This is a genomic window from Eubacterium sp. SB2 (genome assembly GCF_001244405.1).
GTDB lineage: Bacteria > Bacillota > Clostridia > Lachnospirales > Lachnospiraceae > Faecalicatena > Faecalicatena contortus_B.
The window spans coordinates 1,315,921-1,335,040 of the sequence record NZ_LN865153.1 but is presented as its reverse complement, the minus strand read 5'-3'; the positions used below and the strand labels follow the sequence as shown (position 1 = coordinate 1,335,040).

Here is a 19,120-nt window from a genome sequence, read left to right as displayed (position 1 = left end):
ACAGAACTATGATTATCGAATCTTATTGAACATTAGCAGTTCAATAAGCAAAGGTTGCGGATTTATGCAGGCGCTTATTATCATTCAAAAGATGAAGCGCTGACTTTTATAGATAGGTCCCGCGGCCACGAGCACATGAAGCGCGATTTCCATAGAAAGACACATGTGAGTACCGATGAATTAATCCCGGCAGAGACCGGAAATAATGATTAAGGAGGGAAGGACCGTGCCACGTAAAGGACATACTCAAAAAAGAGATGTATTAGCGGATCCAATATACAACAATAAGGTTGTTACCAAACTTATCAACAACATTATGTTAGATGGTAAGAAGGGTGTAGCACAGAAGATTGTATACGGAGCGTTTGAGAGAGTTGAGGCAAAGGCTGATAAGCCGGCTATCGAGGTTTTCGAGGAAGCAATGAATAATATCATGCCAGTTCTCGAAGTAAAGGCAAGACGTATCGGTGGTGCAACTTATCAGGTGCCGATCGAAGTAAGAGCAGACAGAAGACAGGCTCTTGCACTTCGCTGGTTAACAACCTATTCTCGCAACAGAGGTGAGAAGACAATGGAAGAAAGGCTTGCAAATGAAATTCTGGATGCAGCCAATAACACTGGTTCATCAGTGAAGAAGAAAGAAGATATGCATAAGATGGCAGAGGCAAATAAAGCATTTGCTCACTACCGTTTTTAATTAGGAGGAAAAAATCTTGGCTGGAAGAGAATATCCACTAGAAAGGACCAGGAATATAGGGATCATGGCTCATATCGATGCTGGTAAGACAACATTGACTGAGCGTATCCTGTATTATACTGGTGTAAACTATAAGATAGGTGATACTCACGAGGGTACTGCGACCATGGACTGGATGGAGCAGGAACAGGAGAGAGGTATCACAATTACTTCAGCTGCTACAACATGTCACTGGACTTTGGAAGAAAAGACGCAGCCAAAGCCGGGTGCCCTGGAACATCGAATTAATATTATCGATACACCGGGACACGTTGACTTTACCGTAGAAGTTGAACGTTCACTTCGTGTGCTGGATGGTGCCGTAGGTGTATTCTGTGCTAAGGGCGGTGTTGAGCCCCAGTCAGAAAACGTATGGCGTCAGGCAGACACATACAACGTACCGAGAATGGCGTTCATCAATAAGATGGACATTCTGGGAGCTGATTTCTACAATGCTGTAGAGCAGATCAAGAACAGACTTGGTAAAAATGCAATTTGTCTTCAGCTGCCAATCGGCAAAGAAGACGAATTCAAAGGAATCATCGACTTAATGGAGATGCAGGCTTATATCTATAATGATGATAAAGGCGAAGATATTTCTGTAGTAGAGATTCCGGATGATATGAAAGACGACGCAGAACTGTATCGTACAGAATTAGTCGAGAAGATCTGCGAATTAGACGACGATCTGATGCTGGAATACCTGGAGGGTGAAGAACCTTCTGTTGAAGCACTGAAGGCTGCCCTGAGAAAGGGAACCTGCGAGTGTACAGCTGTTCCGGTATGCTGCGGTACAGCGTACAGAAACAAAGGTGTCCAGAAGTTATTGGATGCAGTGATCGAATATATGCCGGCTCCGACAGATATCCCGCCAATCGAAGGTGTGGATGCGGACGGAAACAACGTGGTGAGACATTCATCTGATGAAGAACCATTCTCAGCACTGGCATTTAAGATTATGACAGACCCGTTTGTAGGTAAGCTTGCTTACTTCAGAGTATACTCCGGTTCCATAAACTCCGGTTCTTACGTGCTGAACGCAACAAAAGGCAAAAAAGAACGTGTTGGACGTATCCTTCAGATGCATGCCAATAAGAGAGCAGAACTGGATAAAGTATATGCAGGAGACATCGCTGCTGCTATCGGATTCAAGTTCACAACAACAGGTGATACAATCTGTAACGAACAGCATCCGGTTATCCTGGAGTCCATGGAATTCCCAGAGCCGGTTATCGAGCTCGCAATTGAGCCAAAGACAAAGGCTTCTCAGGGCAAGCTTGGAGAATCCCTTGCAAAACTTGCAGAGGAAGACCCGACATTCCGTGCACACACAGATAAAGAGACAGGACAGACAATCATCGCAGGTATGGGTGAGCTTCATCTGGAGATCATCGTAGACAGACTTCTGCGTGAATTCAAGGTAGAGGCTAACGTAGGTGCACCGCAGGTTGCTTACAAAGAGTCCTTCACAAAACCTGTAGACGTAGACAGCAAGTATGCAAAACAGTCAGGTGGACGTGGACAGTACGGACACTGTAAAGTTAAATTTGAACCAATGGATGTCAATGGAGAAGAGATTTACAAGTTCGACTCCAGCGTAGTCGGCGGATCGATTCCGAAAGAATATATTCCGGCTGTAGGCCAGGGTATCGAAGAAGCTATGAAGTCCGGTATCCTCGGAGGATTCCCGGTTGTTGGTGTTCATGCGACTGTATATGACGGTTCTTACCATGAAGTCGATTCAAGTGAAATGGCATTCCACATTGCCGGCTCTCTCGCATTCAAAGATGCCATGAGAAAATCATCACCCGTACTTCTTGAGCCAATCATGAAAGTAGAAGTCACAATGCCAGAAGAATATATGGGAGATATCATCGGTGATATCAACTCACGCCGTGGACGTATTGAAGGTATGGATGATCTGGGCGGCGGTAAAATTGTCCGCGCATTTGTGCCATTGTCCGAGATGTTTGGCTATTCCACAGACCTCCGTTCCAGGACACAGGGACGCGGAAACTACTCCATGTTCTTCGAGAGCTACGAGCCGGTACCGAAGTCTGTACAGGAAAAAGTGTTATCCAATAAAAATGCCTAAATATCAGAAAAAGGCTTGAAAAACCCGGCCTTTTGAAATATAATCAGAATTAGCCGAGTAAAAGCGAAAACCAATAAAATGCCCGAAAATGGGCTATATATTAAGGAGGATTATTCAAAATGGCAAAAGCTAAATTTGAAAGAACAAAACCACATGCTAATATTGGTACCATCGGACACGTTGACCATGGTAAAACAACATTAACAGCTGCTATTACAAAGACACTTTCTCAGAGAGTTGCTGGTAACGCAGCAGTTGATTTCGAAAACATTGATAAAGCTCCAGAGGAAAGAGAACGTGGTATCACAATCTCTACAGCTCACGTTGAGTATGAGACAGACAAACGTCACTATGCACACGTTGACTGCCCAGGACATGCTGACTATGTAAAGAACATGATCACAGGTGCTGCTCAGATGGACGGAGCTATTCTTGTAGTAGCTGCTACTGACGGTGTTATGGCTCAGACAAAAGAGCATATCCTTCTGTCCCGTCAGGTAGGTGTACCTTATATCGTAGTATTCATGAACAAATGCGATATGGTAGACGATGAAGAGCTTCTTGAATTAGTAGAGATGGAAATCCGTGAACTTCTTGACGAGTATGAGTTCCCGGGAGATGACACACCGATCATCCAGGGATCAGCTCTGAAAGCTCTTGAAGATCCTTCAGGAGAATGGGGAGACAAGATCATGGAACTTATGGACGCAGTTGACAGCTGGGTTCCAGATCCGCAGCGTGATACAGACAAGCCATTCCTGATGCCTGTAGAGGACGTATTCTCTATCACAGGACGTGGTACAGTTGCTACAGGTAGAGTAGAGCGTGGTACACTTCATGTATCTGATGAAGTTGAGATCATCGGTATCCACGAAGACATCAAGAAAACTGTTGTAACAGGTATCGAGATGTTCCGTAAACTGCTTGATGAGGCTCAGGCTGGAGATAACATCGGTGCTCTGCTTCGTGGTGTTCAGAGAACTGAAATCGAAAGAGGACAGGTTCTGATCAAACCAGGTACAGTACAGTGCCACAAGAAATTCACAGCTCAGGTATACGTTCTGACAAAAGATGAAGGTGGACGTCATACACCATTCTTCAACAACTACAGACCACAGTTCTACTTCAGAACAACAGACGTAACAGGTGTTTGCGATCTGCCGGACGGAGTTGAGATGTGCATGCCTGGAGATAACGTAGAGATGACAATCGAACTGATTCACCCGGTAGCTATGGAAGAGGGTCTTGGATTCGCTATCCGTGAAGGTGGTCGTACAGTTGGATCAGGAAAAGTTGCTAAGATTCTTGATTAATCATTGATTTCATAGCACTGAATTATAATAAAAATACCGCAATCCTTGAGTATTCAAGGGTTGCGGTTTTTTTGTTAAAATGCAAATCAATTCTACAAGCGATAGATCAACACATAACAATGATTTTTCTCGGTGTAGTCTGAGGCGGAATACTCCGTGTAGTATTGCTATAGAACACAATCAGGTTTCGTCCGCCGATGGTACAGTTAAAACGCTGTCCATTCCCCGTTACAACATTCGTTGAAGGACCGATATTTAACTGCAGTGACTGATCAGCCGCCAGCAGATTCCGGTCAAAGAACCCATAAGCAATCTGTTCATTGCGCATTGTAAGACTGATAACAGCCGCTCTGTACTGCGGAGGGTAGATGAGCGGTACAGGCTGATTTGGATCAAAGAATGCAGTGACACGCATGCCTGGCAGTAAAAAAGTATTGTTCACAATGTAAGTATCGGGAGAGGATACAAAGTTAACAGGACCATTATCTGTCATCAGACTGATGAGCTGGGAACAGCATTCTCCGGAAAATGGTGTAATGTTTCGAATCATACCGGTGATTGGAGTATAAATTGTATTAGCCATAAATAAAAATTCCTTTTTTATTAGTATATGCAGAAATTTTCTTGTTGCAAATCTTATTTGTCGGCTGCAGTCCAAGTGAATGTATGGGGAACGGACAGAGCAGACATTGATACGGCGGTGGGCGGACGGGATATGAAGTTCTGTGACTGTCCCGTGATAAAGTGTTCGCGAAGACGGAAAATACGGCTGTTCTAAAGGCTCATTTAGTGTGGAAATATTAACCTGTGCATGTTATACTTATCTATAAAGGATTTATTAAGTATGAGGGAAAGGGAGCGTTTTTGTACAGGGGATTTCCCTGGGTTACAAAGGCACAGGGCAAATGGAATGAAAGCAAAATGGAAGTATGCTCTTCTTGGTTTTTTTCTTGCCATGGATCTTCTAATTGTGTTTGTGTTACGTTCGGTTTATAGTTCGCAGTCTTATGGCCAGTTAATTAACTATGTCGGTATTGTCCGCGGCGCCACCCAGCGTCTCGTGAAGCTGGAAATGAACAATCAGCCCAGTGATAGTTTGATTACATACCTGGACGACATTATGGACAATCTGAGTGCGGGCGAAGGCAAATATGGTCTGATCCTTCCTGACGATAAAGAATACAGGGCGTGCCTGGGGGAACTGGCAACCGAATGGGCAAGCCTGAAAGAAGATATCTATAATTACCGGGGTGGGTATACGGATGCAAAAGTGCTGCTTGAAAACAGTGAGATTTATTTTAATCAGGCGAACGAAACGGTGTTTGCAGCAGAGGCATATTCTAAACACCGTACAACGAACCTTCTTCGGATGACAGTTGTGTTGATTATCTGCATTGTTCTTATCTGGCTTCTGATCTTCTGGTCCAGCCTCAGAAAGATGCTGAATCTGGAACATGCGAATAAAAGCCTGGAGGATAAAGCAGGAAGGGATATCCTTACTAATGTCTATACAGTAGATAAGTTTAAAAAGACTGCACAGGAGTTTCTGGATGAGAACAGCGGGCTGAAATACGCTGTCTTTTATGTGGATTTTGCAGATTTTAAGTATATAAATGATGTATTCGGCTATGAATGGGGAGACCGTATACTGAAAGAATACGGCGGCATACTGGAACAAGACCTGGATGAAAAAGAGGTAGTCGGGCGGGTCAATGCCGATAATTTTGTGATTCTAAGACACTATGAGACTAAAAAGGATGTCCTGAACCGTCAGAAAGAGGTTGACAAAAAGATCACAGATTATATGCGCAATTCCGGAAACAGACATATTCTATCCGTCTGCTGCGGGCTCTGCTGTCTTGAGGATGTAATAGAGAGCCTGAAAATAGAAGGCCTGATGGACCGGGCAAATTTTGCCAGAAAGGCTGTTAAGACGGGCAAGTTTGACAGATACCGCTTTTATAACGAGAGCATACGCCGGCAGCTGTTCCTTGAAAAAGATATTGAAAGCTGTATGGGAAGTGCGCTTGAGAATAAAGAATTTAAAGTCTACTATCAGCCCAAAGTGGATCTGAAGACAAACCAGATTGTCTGTTCAGAGGCGCTGGCGCGCTGGCAGAAGGCGGATGGCACAATCATTCCACCAAGTGATTTTATCCCTGTCTTTGAAAAAAATTACACAATACCTCTTCTGGACAGATATATTTTTGAGGAAGTCTGCAGGTGGCTGAGGCATCTGCTGGATGATGGACTGCAAGCGCTTCCGGTCTCAGTTAATGTATCCCGCCTCCAGTTCTATAACAGCGATTTTGTCAGCATCTACACAGAGATACGGGATAAGTATAACATTCCCCCCAGTCTTCTGGAGATCGAGTTTACGGAGACCATTCTGTTTGATAACTGGGATGAGCTGAGCAAGATCGTTGAGGATCTTCACAGCGCCGGGTTCTCCAGTTCCATCGATGATTTTGGAAAAGGATATTCTTCACTTAGTACGGTGCAGAATCTGAATGTTGACGTCCTGAAAATAGATGCTGCTTTTTTCCCGAATATCACGTCTAAAGAAAAGGACAGGCTCCTTGTAGAGGGGATTATTAAGCTGGTGAAGCAGTTTGGAGTGGTAACAGTGGCTGAGGGAATCGAGACGGAGGAACAGGCGGAAGTACTGCGCGGCATTGGCTGTGATATGATACAGGGATATGTCTTCTACAGGCCGATGCCGGAACAAGACTACGAAAGCCTGCTTTTTGAGAAGAACAGCGGTGAGACAGAGGCGGCAAAAAGAACTGCTCAGAATAACGCGGTAGAGGAAGGATTGCTGCACGAGGGAAAAGCGTGCGGACAAATCAGCGCAGATCAGGGAGTGTATTACCAGGATAATGGAGAATTTGCATGAAGGGGTTAGGAACAATTGTCAATGTTGCAGCTGTAATTGCAGGCAGCGGGATTGGTTTACTGATTAAAAACGGATTAAGGCAGCGCTTTCAGGATATCCTGATGCAGGCATGCGGTATTGCAACTATTTTTATTGGAATAGGCGGGGCACTTACCGGGCTGCTCAAGATTACCCCGCAAGGGGCGCTGGAGACGCAGAATACCATGCTTCTTGTATTTTCTCTGGTACTTGGAAGCCTTCTGGGAGAAGCACTGAATATAGAACTGCATATGGAACATCTGGGAGATACCTTGAAAGCCCTTGTAAATGCTAAGAAAGATACCCAGTTTGTGAACGGATTCGTTACGGCTACACTGGTGATTTGCATCGGAGCAATGGCAATCGTAGGCTCTATACAGGATGGACTGACAGGCGACTATACGATGCTCCTGGCCAAATCGCTTCTGGATTTTGTGATTGTGATGGTATTCGCATCCACATTGGGAATTGGAGTGATGTTTGCTGCGATTCCTCTGGGGGTCTATCAGGGAGGAATTACCCTGGGGGCTTCGTTGATATCGGGCTACATGAACGAGACACTGATTTCGAATCTGTCCTGCATAGGTTCCGTCCTTATATTCTGTGTCGGTGTGAATCTGGCGTTTAAGAAGATGATCAAGGTGGGGAACATGCTCCCGGCAATATTGGTGCCTATCGTATATAACTTTCTTACATTTCTACATTAAATTTATACCAATGTTGGTATCAGATAAAGATATGGACTTCTGGCAGGTGTATATACCGGCCGGGGGTCCATATGCTTTTTCGGCTCTTATGGAAAAAGCATGGAAAACACTGGATTTTATAGGGTTCTATTATTGTAACCCCGGAAAAGATGAGTTATAATGAAAGCAAACGAAATTATTATGATACCAATGAAACCGAGGTCTAAAGAGATGCCAAATGTAACAATCAACGATATAGCCCGATGTGCAGGTGTATCTAAAGCAACTGTGTCACGTGTACTGAATCATCCGGACGTAGTTGATGAGAAAACGAGGAAAACAGTCCAGCGGGTGATGGAGGAGAAAAATTACCGTCCTTCGGTGACGGCGAGAAATCTGTCGAACAGGAAATCCAGTACAATCGGAGTAATACTGCCGCAGGTGGACAATATGTTTTTTGGCGAAATGCTTCGCGGTATGATACACGTTGCCGATAAAAATGAACTGACCATCATGTGCTTTAATTCGGATGACAGTAAGAAAAAAGATCTGCAGACATTGGAGATTCTGGCCGGACACAGAGTACGGGGGTTGATCTACGTACCGGCAGTTTCCTATGAGGAAAAGAACGAGAGAAAAGTACTGAACCGCTACCTGCGTACTCTGGATGCACCGGTGGTTATTGCCGACAGGAACATAGATCTGCCGGTAGACGGCGTGTTTTTTGATGACAGCGCGGCGATGTACGAAGCAACACGTGAAGTGATTGAGGCGGGGCATACAAGGATTGCAATCATTAACGGGACGCAGGAAAGGGTGCTGGGCAGGCAGCGGCAGAGTGGATTCGAGAGGGCAGTGGAAGAGGCCGGACTGACCATACCGGAGGAATATATTATGCTCGGGGATTATAGCATACAGAGCGCCTATATGATGACAAAAGAGATGATGAAGCTTCCGGTTCAGCCGACGGCAGTAATTACCTGCAATAATGATACTACAAAGGGATTTCTGGAGGCGGTGTATGAGAGCGGCAGGTCAATACCTTTAGACTACAAGAACGTATCCCTTGATAAGATGGAGATGCTGAATATCCTGGGAATTCCCTACAATTACATAGAGCGGGACGCATATCAGATGGGGCAGAAAGCCCTGGAACAGCTGATTAACCGCATTGCATTTCCAGACAGGGCTTACCGGCATATTATTATTGAATCCCCATTCGTAAAGCAGAGCCTTTAAAAGAAGATAAAAATGAACCATCAGAGACGGTTTGTGCAGATTACACAATGTAAAATAAGATGCATAGCCGTATGCTGATGGTTTTTTTGTGGGATTTTATGAAATTAGAAAATAAAAAGCCAGTTCATTGACAAATGGTGTGGAAAGGAGTTATATTTATAACAACTTGTAACCGGTTACAGCAAAATAGAGTGTACAAAATTTTCTTAATACCTTAAATATGGGCATTTATTGCCATATATAACTAATATTAATAAAGCGGTTACATAAAATATCGATTATGGCAGGAGGAATCATCTTGAAAATTATTATGGGTGCCGATCCGGCAGGTTTTGAACTGAAGAATGCGATCAAAGCAGATTTGCTAAAGAAAGGCTACGATATTACAGATATAGATCCGGAGGCTCCCGTGCTGTTCCAGGAAGCGGCAGTAGCGGTGGCACAGGGCGTTCAGAGCCGGGAATACGACAGGGGCATTGCGATATGCGGTACGGGTATGGGAGTCAGCATTATATGCAACAAGCACAGAGGCGTCTATGCGGCCCTGTGTGAAAGCCTGTATCAGGCCAGGAGGGCCAAAGCGGTGAATAATACGAATGTATTGTGCATGGGCGGTTTTATCATAGGCAATGAAATGGGGATCGAGATGGCCAACGCCTGGCTGGAAGCAGAGCATATGTCAGGCCTCACACCGGAGATGGCCAGAATTGTGGAAAAGGAATATGATCAGCTGGTAGAATTTGAAAAAACGGTATATCCAAATGAGGAGGGGTAGCAATGAAGAAGATATCACCATCCATGATGTGTGTGGAAATCGACAAACTGAATGAATATTTGAAAATATTTGAAGAAGAAAAAATAGAATACCTTCATATTGACATTATGGATGGTGAATATGTGCCCAATTATACGCTGGGGACGGATTATGTACGGCAGCTCCGAAAGACAACAGATATACCGCTGGACGTACATCTTATGATAAACAATCCGGAAAGGAAAATTGCGTGGTTTGATTTCCAGGAGGGGGAGTATGTCTCTGTCCACGCCGAGAGCACACAGCATCTGCAGAAGGCACTTCAGGCAATCAGGGCCACAGGTGCAAAGCCAATGGTTGCGATTAATCCTTCGACAAGAGTGGAGGAACTCCAGTACGTCCTGGATGACATGGACGGTCTTCTTGTTATGACCGTAAATCCGGGGTTTGCGGGACAAAAGGCAATCCCGCAGACGATCCAGAAGATCGAAGACTGCAGGAACTATCTTGACGAACGGGGATATCAGCATATAGAGATTGAGGTTGATGGAAACGTAAGTTATGAACTGGCAGGGGAAATGTCTAAAAAACATGCGGATATCTTTGTGGCCGGATCTTCCAGCTTCATGAATGGGATTGATGGAATGCGGGAGGGGATTCGGCTTATGCGGCGGGTTATTGCGGTCAGTTGAAACGCATAAGGGACGCCGCTTGAACCGAATACAGGGCTGGCTTAAAACGGGACAGGACTGTAAGCTGGAGTAAAGGAAAAGAGACGAAAAACCGGGACAACCTGGGCACATCACCCGAAGCCTGATGGCTTCGCGCGCTGGGCCCAGGAAAACTTGTAATTCGGAATTACAAGTTTTGTCCCGGTTTTTCGTCTCTTTTCCTTAACTCCAGCTAACAGTCCTTTTACGTTTTTAGCCAGCCCTGTATTCGGTTCAAGCGGCTGGTTCATCATGACGGAAATGTGGCCGCATATGGAGGGAGCGCGGAACGGGGACGGCGGATGGAGTTGGATGTGACGGGGGAGAATTGGGGGAATGAGGGACATTTTTCGAGTTGTTTTTCAGAAACCGCTTTCTTTTTGGGGGAATATGGGGGATGATGTCGAAATATGGAGGATAATGGAAAGATAAAAATATGTCGATTATTTTGTGGAATATATACAAAAATGTGGTGCTAAAAACATTAAAAACGACGAAAGTATGAGGAAAATGTGATGAGGGGTTGACGAGGGGGAGGTTGTGTGCAATAATGATTTTACTGAAACCGGTTACAAACATTCAGCGGGGGAAATGAAATATGCCTAAAGAATTTACGATCAATGATATTGCAAAAGAGGCGGGCGTTTCGAAGGCGACAGTGTCGCGGGTGTTGAATGAATCAGCTTCCGTTAAGACGGAGACGAAGGAACGGGTTCTGGAGATAATGGAGAAGCGCCATTTTTCTCCTTCGGCTACGGCCCGGAACCTGTCGAGGCAGAGCTCGAATACGATCGGTGTGATAGTACCGGAGGTTGATAACCCGTTTTTCGGGGAGATGCTCAGGGGGATCACGGAGATCGCAGACAAATACAATTATACTTTAATCTGCTGCAATTCAGATGACAGCGCGGACAAGGATAAGAAAGCGCTGCTGATGCTGAAGGAGCACAGAGTGAGAGGGCTGCTTTACACACCGGCGGTTGATTATACAACCAGGGAACAGCAGAGAGAGATCAACAAGCTTTTGAAAGATCTGAACGCCCCAATCGTGATTATGGACCGCCAGACGGACAGTCTGGAGGAGTATGACGGAGTTTTTTTTGATGATGAGAAGGGTCTGTATGAGGCCACGATGGCTTTGATCAGGGCGGGGCACACGAAGATCGGCCTTCTGAATGCGACGATGGACAGGGTATTGGCCAGGGTTCGCTACAAAGGTTATGAGAGAGCCATCCACGATGCAGGTATTCCTCTGGAGAAGCGGTACATATTTGAAGGGGATTACCGGATGACGAAAGCATATAAGCTTTCCAAAAAGCTGCTTTCTATGGAGGACCGCCCCACCGCAGTGCTAACCTGTAACAACAGAACCAGCCTCGGCTTTCTGAAAGCACTCTATGAAAGGGACGAGCGTCTGTCAAGAGATATTGCATGTATCGGGCTGGACAGAATTGAGGCATTCGATGTGATTCACAACAAGTTCAACTATATTGAGCGGGATGCCAGCCAGATGGGCCGTCAGGCAATACGGCTTCTAAATGACAGGATCGCATATCCCGAGAGGCCGCTGAAGCAGATCATACTGACGCCGGTCTTAAGGATTCAGGAATTATGAGAATGGAGGTTAATATGGGAGACAGATTTAAAGAATTATCGTCTATGGCGATGAAAGAACTGACAGAAGTATTTGACAGAATGGATGATTCCAATGTAAGAGATCTTCTGGAACTCATAAAGAAAACAGACAGGATATTCCTGCTGGCAGCGGGAAGGGAAGGACTGTCTACCCGGTCCTTTGCCATGAGGCTGATGCATCTTGGCAAGCAGTCTTACTGGATCTGGGATGATACCACACCGTCCATCGGAGAGGGAGACCTGATGATCTGTGCATGCGGCTCCGCGAATGTGGGTCATGAGAATTATATAGCAAAGATGGCGAAAGACAACGGCGCCACACTGGCGCTGATAACGCCATCAAATGAAGGTTATCTCTTATCTATTGCAGACCTGACAGTAAATGTGCCGGCAGCGGCTTATAAAGCCACCGGGGATTTTGTTCCTACAGAGCAGCTGATGGGAAATCTCTTTGAACAGGCACTCTTTATTCTCTATGATGTGCTGGTTATGATGCTGAGAGAAGAGATGGGAATCAGCAAAGAAGAGATGGTCAGCAGACACCGGAATGTAGAATAATGTCTGCAGCAACAATGCCCGTAATGGGCCATGCGAAAGCATGGAGCGATCACATAAATTTTTTCAAAAAAGGAGGAAAAATGTTATGAAAAATCTCAAGAAATTTGTCGCAATTATGGCAGCGGCAGCAATGACACTCTCAATGGTGGCATGCAGCAGTGAAAAAACCACCACGTCCTCAGACACAAAGAAGGAAACGAAAGAGACCACAACGGAAGACAAAGGAAGCAGTACTGATTTGTTTGATATTGCAAATTACAAGTCTGACAAAGACAAGTCTGAGTGGACAATCGCAGTTGTAACAAAGGATAACACAGCAAACTGGTTCAAACGGATGGAAATCGGCGTTAACGAATTCGGTGAAGAGACCGGAATCAACGTAATCCAGAAAGGACCGGCTAACGCAGATGCAGCTTCTCAGGTACAGGTTATTGACGATTTGATCAACCAGGGCGTTGACGCACTTTGTGTAGTGCCGATCGATCCGGGCGCAATCGAAGCATCCCTGAAGAACGCTATGGAGCAGGGCATCGTAGTTATCACACACGAAGCTTCCAACCAGAAGAACACATTATTCGATACCGAAGCATTTACAGCGGACGATTTCGGTGCAGCAATCATGGATGCTCTTGCAAAAGACATGGGTGAAAAGGGCAAGTACGCTCTGATGGTAGCTTACACAACATCTACAACACATATGGAATATGCAAATGCGCAGTACAAACGTCAGCAGGAAGCATATCCGGACATGGAACTGATCAATGACGGTGCAATCCCATCAGCAGAATCAGAAGAATCCATTGATACATCCTATGAAAGAGCAAAAGAAATCCTGAAAGCAAATCCGGATCTGAAAGGCTTCACAGGTGTTGCATCTACAGACTGCCCAGGTATCGCTAAGGCTGTAGAGGAACTCGGACTGGACGTTAAGGTTGTTGGCGTAGGTACACCGAACGAATTTAAGCCATACGTAGAATCAGGCACAATCTCCACAATCAAACTGTGGGATCCAAAAGACTCTGGATACGTTATGTGTAAAGTTGCTTCTATGATTCTTGCAGGTGAGGAAGTTGGAGAAGGATCTGACCTTGGTATCGATGGATACAATAAGATCACTATGGTTGAAGGCGACAACAGATGTCTCATCGGACAGGCTGACCTTACAATCACAAAAGACAACATCAACGACTACGATTTCTAAATTTTATAAATGGAAATCAGACTTACCGGACGGCAGCTGAAGGTAAGTGAGTTTTGGAAAAACAGTAATAATCGCACATCTTACATCCGTGTGGGATGTGCGGTTTTTTTCCAGACTGGGGTAACGTAAGTGAAAAGTGGTGGATTATTTACGTTACCCCAGTGAGGACAGAAAGGCAAGGTGACATGATGGGAAGTGAAAATATCCTTTGTGTAAAAGGAATTAAGAAATCATTTGGCGGTGTCCATGCTCTCAAAGGTGTGGATCTGACAATTAAGCGGGGGGAAACGCATTGTCTGGCAGGTGAAAATGGATGTGGAAAATCTACCATTATCAAGGTCATTTCCGGGTTCTACAAACCGGACGCAGGTTCTATAGAAGTGGATGGAAAGGGCTTTCCGATCATGACACCTGCAGAGGCCATCAAGGCCGGAATCCAGGTTATCTACCAGGATTTTTCAATCTTCCCGAATCTGACAGTAATTGAAAATCTGGCATTTAACCAGGTACTGGCGAATAAGAAGAAACTGGTCAACAAAAAGGAGTTCCGCAGGATTGCAGAAGAAGCAGTCCGAAAAATTAATTTCGATGTGGATCTGGACGCGCTGGTTGAGACGCTTCCGGTTGCCGATAAACAGCTGATTGCAATCTCAAGAGCACTGCTCGATAATGCAAAACTGATTATCATGGATGAGCCCACAACCGCTCTGACCAAGAAGGAGGTAACCAGGCTCTTTGAGATTATCACAGATTTGAAAAAGAATGGGGTCACAATCCTCTTTGTATCCCATAAGCTGGATGAAGTGTTTGAGATTTCAGACAGCATTACAATCCTCAGAAATGGCGAAAATGTTATCAGTTGTCCTACCAAAGAGATGACAGAGGAAAAGTTTGCTTACTACATGACGGGACGTCATTTTGATACGCAGGTTGTAAAAGAAGTAAATGAAAACAAGTACGGTGATGTGGTTATGGAAGCAAGAAACCTTACCGCTCCCGGATTTGAGAACGTAAGCTTCGAACTGCATCAGGGAGAGATCCTGGGCGTCACAGGGCAGTTGGGATCCGGACGTACGGAACTGTCTCTGGCATTATTCGGAATGCTCAAGCCAACAGGCGGACAGCTGCTGGTGGATGGAAAAGAAGTGCATATCAAGAGTGTATCAGAAGCCCAGAAACTGGGGATTGCCCTGGTTCCCGAGGACCGTCTGACAGAAGGGCTCTTCCTTCCCCAGTCGATTATCCGGAATATCACGGTCAGCAAGATGGACCAGCTGGCTAATAAAGCCGGCATTCTGAGCAGTAAAAAGGTTGAGGAAGAATCCGCGAAATGGGTGAAGGATATCGGGGTTGCCACCAAGAATCACGAATTCCCGGTTCAGACACTCTCAGGAGGAAACCAGCAGAAGGTCGTTCTCGGCAGATGGCTTGCGAACCACCCGAAAGTATTAATTCTGAACGGACCTACAGTAGGCGTGGATATCGGCGCCAAATATGATATCCATAAACTGCTGCGAGAACTGGCTGCGAGCGGTATGGCAATTATTGTTGTATCCGATGACGCGTCAGAAGTAATTGCAACCTGTGACAGGGCACTGGTCATGCAGGCGGGACATGTGACAGGCAATCTGTCGGCTGACGACCTGAATGCGGGCACGCTTGCACAGGCTACGGTCTAGGGAAGGGGTGAAGTGCAAATGAATAAATTTTTCAAGAGATTGATTAAGCAGACAGAATTTTATGTGTTTTTAATCATTGTAGTTCTGTCACTTGTAATACAGGCGAGATCCGGATTGTTTTTCGCTAACAATAATATCGTAGACCTGCTCCGTTCCATGATAGTTCCGTCTATCTACGCAATCTGTGCACTGCTGGCTTTTGTCAGCACTGGTCCGGATGTATCCTTTCCGCTGATTGCGGCGCTGAGCAGTTACCTGGCTCTGACCGTAACGAACAGTCTGGGGCTGGATGGCGCACCGTGGATCATTACATTTATTATCGGCATTGTATTTGGATGTATCATGGGAGCGCTCAACGGAATCATTATTGTAAAGTATAAATTTCCAAGTCTGATCGTAACACTGGGTACCAGCTCCATTTTCAGCGGAATCCTGCTGGGGGCTTTCGAGGCAGAGAGAATGGACCTGCCGGCGAATCTTGCAGCATTTGGAAAAGCGTCATTATTAACAGTTAAGAATGCAAAAAGCGGGCTGGGTTCCACACTGCCGCTGACATTTGTTATTATGATTGTTATTTACATCATTGCCTACCTGATTCTGAATAAAACAGTTGTGGGACGCGGTGTGTATGCAATCGGCGGCGACGAAGTATCCGCAGAGAGAGCCGGATTTAACGTGAAGGGAATCCGTTTCGGAATCTTTGTTGTAAACGGCGGTATAGCTGCAGTGGCAGGACTCTGTTATGCAGTCATGTCCATGAGATATCTGCCGACTGAGTATGCGGGCGGTGAGATGATCGTTATTGCGGCCATCATTCTGGGTGGCACGAGAATGACGGGCGGTATCGGAACCCTGAAGGGATGCCTGCTCGGAACACTGCTTCTGACGATGGTATCCAACAGTCTGATTCTTCTTGGAATCTCTGTTTACTGGCAGAAGGTATTTATTGGAGCCATTATTATCATAGGTACGGCAATCTCTGCAATTCAGAGCCATGCCGGCGCCAAGGTAAAGACCAGGTTAAAGAAGGAGGCGGCATAATATGAAAAAAATGGACAGTAACATCAAACGTTTATTAATAATACTTGTTGCTTTCATCGTGATAGCCTGTGTTACAAAGCCAAGTGAGTTTATCAAGATCGGGAACTTCCAGACCATGGCAAAACAGCTTTCCGAGTATGGGCTGATGGCAATTGGTGTAGGGATCTGTATGATTTCCGGAGGAATTGATTTGTCTACCGTATATATCGCAAATCTCTGCGGTATTATCGCAGGGCTGATGATGCAGGGGAACGGAAGTATTGCATTGGCAATCCTTGTTGCTTTGATTGTCGGAATGATCTGCGGTGCATTCAATGGATTTTTGGTATCTTACCTTAAGATACCAGCAATGCTGGCTACGCTGGGAACCTACCAGCTGTTCATGGGAATTGCGATTATATTCTCCGGCGGCAGTACGGTAAGCGGTATTCCCGAAGGATATACCGGCTTTGCGACTACAGCGCTGTTCGGTTATGTGCCGCTCTCTTTTGTAGTATTTTTGATATTGATTGTGGTCATGACATTTATTATGAGCAAGACAAAATTCGGAACAAGAGTATACCTTGTCGGAACAAATGAAAAAGCGGCCAAATTTGCAGGTATCCACTGTAATGCCGTATTAATTCGTACCTATATGCTCTCCGGCCTGGTATCCGCAGTGGCAGGGCTTCTGAGTCTTGCAAGAATCAACTCTGCAAAAGCAGATTTCGGAAGCAGTTACACGATGCAGTGTATCCTGATTGCAGTGCTGGGCGGTGTGAATCCGAATGGCGGCTTCGGCACCATTCCCGGAATCGCCGTTGCGGTAGTCATACTTCAGATGATGTCATCCTATCTGAATATGTTCCCAAGCATCAGCAACTACTACAGAGATTTAATCTGGGGTATAGCTTTGATTGGTGTTCTGATTATCAATTTCGTCCTTGACAAGAGAAGAAATCAGAGGCTGAGTAAAATCAGCTGATATATTCTGCGGGTTCCTCAAATGTATATTGCAGTGAGGCCCCGCAGTTATCAGTTAAGGATTGGAAATAAAGTGAATCGGTCAGGAGGATGTTATGGAGAAACCGAAAATATTAGTTGTGGGCAGCATGAATATGGATCTTTTCGTGGAGGGGGCAAATTCCATACCGGGATTCGGAGAGTCCATTATGTGCGGCAATTATGGATATGCTACAGGCGGAAAGGGGTCCAACCAAGCCATTGCGGCAGCTCTTCAGGGAGCGGATGTTACGATGGTGGGACGGCTCGGCGAAGATACGAACGGGGAGTCCCTGAAAAACGAGTTGAAAAAAGCCGGAGTCCATACGGAGTATATTGTAACTGACAAAGAGAAGCAGACAGGACTTGCGCTGATGCTGTTGAATTCTGACGGGCGCTATGTTTCTTATGTAGCACTGGGAGCGAATGGCAGCATATGCGCGGAAGACGTTAAGGCGGCTTTAGAGGCGGAAAAGTTCGATATGGTAATTATGCAGCTGGAGATGCCTCAGGAGACCGTATATCGTACATATGAACTGGCAAAAGAGCGGGACATTCCCGTGTTCCTGGATGCGGGGCCTGCGATGAGTATCCCTCTGGAGCGGCTGCAGGGGCTCTATATCTTATCCCCCAACGAGGCGGAGACAGAGGCGCTGACGGGGATCAATCCCGATACGGAGGAACGCGCCGTTGAAGCAGCAAAATGGCTGTATGATCAGGCGCGCCCCCAGTATGTGATTCTAAAACTGGGGTCCCGCGGTGCTTTACTCTATGACGGGAAGGCAGCGGAACTGATTCCGTGCTTTCAAGTAAAAGCAGTCGATTCCACTGCTGCAGGAGATACATTCGGCGCGGCGCTGGCCATCCGCCTGTGCAAGGGCGACAGTATGAAGGACGCCATCCGTTTTGCGCATGCGGCTGCGGGAATCTGTGTATCCCGCATGGGGGCGCAGGTATCTATCCCGAAAGAAGCAGAAGTGGCAGCATTTTTGGAGAAAGAAGGCGGTTCCCATGGAAAAGAAACAGTATAAGGAAATGCATGATGTGATCATAGAGGAGTGTGGATGCGCGCTGGAGGCAATCGATGCCGATGATGTGCTCCGTTATATCGGGATGATCCAAAGCGCTGAAAAAGTATTTTTTGTCGGTGTGGGAAGGGTTCTGCTGTCATTGGAGGCTATGGCAAAACGATATGCCCATCTGGGGATACGGGCCGTAATCGTAGGTGAGATAACAGAGCCGGCTATTACCCCCCGGGATGTTCTGGTGGTAGGTTCCGGGAGCGGAGAAACACTGTTTCCCGCCGGAATCGCGAGAAAGGCAAAAGCGGCGGGAGCAAAGGTAATCCATATCGGAAGTAATCCGTCAAGCGGTCTACGGGATGTTGCAGACCTGTTTCTGCGGATTCCGGTGGAGAGCAGGGCGAAGATGGAAGATGAGATTCATTCCAGACAGCCCATGACGTCCCTGTTTGAGCAGGCTCTGCTGCTCTTTGGCGATACGACGGCAATGATGATGATCGAAGATAAAAAGATTGACCTGGATGGACTCTGGGAATATCATGCCAATCTGGAATAA

17 protein-coding genes are annotated in these 19,120 nt (G+C 45.9%); 16 read left to right on the top strand and 1 reads right to left on the bottom strand.

Annotation, left to right across the window (positions count from 1 at the left end; all coding sequences use genetic code 11):
* Positions 1-226 precede the first annotated feature (226 nt).
* From rpsG to tuf, 3 genes are all read left to right on the top strand, one after another.
* A complete protein-coding gene (gene rpsG, locus BN1938_RS18310) occupies positions 227-697 on the top strand; it encodes a 30S ribosomal protein S7 (RefSeq protein WP_025654560.1) in 471 nt (156 codons plus the stop codon).
* Between the two features lie 16 nt (positions 698-713).
* Complete coding sequence (fusA, locus tag BN1938_RS18305) at positions 714-2,831, top strand: elongation factor G (protein ID WP_050641920.1); 2,118 nt, start codon at positions 714-716, stop codon at positions 2,829-2,831.
* A gap of 119 nt (positions 2,832-2,950) precedes the next feature.
* The gene (gene tuf / locus BN1938_RS18300) at positions 2,951-4,144 is read left to right on the top strand and encodes an elongation factor Tu (RefSeq protein WP_025654562.1); all 1,194 of its coding nucleotides are present in this window, start codon (positions 2,951-2,953) and stop codon (positions 4,142-4,144) included.
* A 106-nt stretch (positions 4,145-4,250) separates the two neighbouring features.
* Here the strand turns inward: tuf and BN1938_RS18295 are convergent, their stop codons facing one another.
* Positions 4,251-4,727, bottom strand: a complete 477-nt coding sequence (locus BN1938_RS18295; protein ID WP_050641919.1) for a hypothetical protein — start codon at positions 4,725-4,727, stop codon at positions 4,251-4,253.
* 327 nt (positions 4,728-5,054) lie between these two features.
* Here BN1938_RS18295 and BN1938_RS18290 point away from each other — a divergent pair, with 327 nt between their 5' ends.
* The 13 genes from BN1938_RS18290 to BN1938_RS18230 all read left to right on the top strand — a co-directional run bounded on the left by BN1938_RS18290 (position 5,055) and on the right by BN1938_RS18230 (position 19,120).
* Positions 5,055-7,040, top strand: coding sequence for a putative bifunctional diguanylate cyclase/phosphodiesterase (locus BN1938_RS18290; RefSeq protein WP_082203116.1), 1,986 nt, complete (start codon positions 5,055-5,057; stop codon positions 7,038-7,040).
* On the top strand, positions 7,037-7,765 hold the full coding sequence (locus BN1938_RS18285) for a DUF554 domain-containing protein (RefSeq protein ID WP_050641918.1): 729 nt from the start codon (positions 7,037-7,039) through the stop codon (positions 7,763-7,765). Before BN1938_RS18290 ends, BN1938_RS18285 begins: the two co-directional genes overlap by 4 nt.
* A 159-nt stretch (positions 7,766-7,924) precedes the next feature.
* Entirely contained in the window at positions 7,925-8,983 is a 1,059-nt protein-coding gene (locus BN1938_RS18280; protein ID WP_242843888.1) for a LacI family DNA-binding transcriptional regulator, read from the top strand.
* A 298-nt stretch (positions 8,984-9,281) separates the two neighbouring features.
* Entirely contained in the window at positions 9,282-9,758 is a 477-nt protein-coding gene (locus BN1938_RS18275) for an RpiB/LacA/LacB family sugar-phosphate isomerase (protein WP_242843887.1), read from the top strand.
* Between the two features lie 2 nt (positions 9,759-9,760).
* Positions 9,761-10,429, top strand: coding sequence for a ribulose-phosphate 3-epimerase (locus tag BN1938_RS18270; protein WP_050641917.1), 669 nt, complete (start codon positions 9,761-9,763; stop codon positions 10,427-10,429).
* 616 nt (positions 10,430-11,045) lie between these two features.
* On the top strand, positions 11,046-12,062 hold the full coding sequence (locus tag BN1938_RS18265; protein ID WP_050641916.1) for a LacI family DNA-binding transcriptional regulator: 1,017 nt from the start codon (positions 11,046-11,048) through the stop codon (positions 12,060-12,062).
* A gap of 14 nt (positions 12,063-12,076) precedes the next feature.
* Positions 12,077-12,640: a 6-phospho-3-hexuloisomerase gene (hxlB, locus tag BN1938_RS18260; protein WP_242843886.1), complete on the top strand. Its 564-nt coding sequence runs from the start codon at positions 12,077-12,079 to the stop codon at positions 12,638-12,640.
* A gap of 85 nt (positions 12,641-12,725) precedes the next feature.
* Positions 12,726-13,841 carry an autoinducer 2 ABC transporter substrate-binding protein gene (locus BN1938_RS18255; protein ID WP_050641914.1) on the top strand — a complete coding sequence of 372 codons (1,116 nt, stop codon included), beginning with the start codon at positions 12,726-12,728 and terminating at the stop codon, positions 13,839-13,841.
* A gap of 185 nt (positions 13,842-14,026) precedes the next feature.
* Complete coding sequence (locus tag BN1938_RS18250) at positions 14,027-15,520, top strand: sugar ABC transporter ATP-binding protein (protein WP_050641913.1); 1,494 nt, start codon at positions 14,027-14,029, stop codon at positions 15,518-15,520.
* 18 nt (positions 15,521-15,538) lie between these two features.
* The gene (locus BN1938_RS18245) at positions 15,539-16,561 is read left to right on the top strand and encodes an ABC transporter permease (RefSeq protein WP_050641912.1); all 1,023 of its coding nucleotides are present in this window, start codon (positions 15,539-15,541) and stop codon (positions 16,559-16,561) included.
* A 1-nt stretch (position 16,562) separates the two neighbouring features.
* A complete protein-coding gene (locus tag BN1938_RS18240; RefSeq protein ID WP_050641911.1) occupies positions 16,563-17,525 on the top strand; it encodes an ABC transporter permease in 963 nt (320 codons plus the stop codon).
* 94 nt (positions 17,526-17,619) lie between these two features.
* Positions 17,620-18,573, top strand: coding sequence for a ribokinase (locus BN1938_RS18235; protein WP_050641910.1), 954 nt, complete (start codon positions 17,620-17,622; stop codon positions 18,571-18,573).
* On the top strand, positions 18,554-19,120 hold the full coding sequence (locus BN1938_RS18230; protein WP_050641909.1) for an SIS domain-containing protein: 567 nt from the start codon (positions 18,554-18,556) through the stop codon (positions 19,118-19,120). Before BN1938_RS18235 ends, BN1938_RS18230 begins: the two co-directional genes overlap by 20 nt.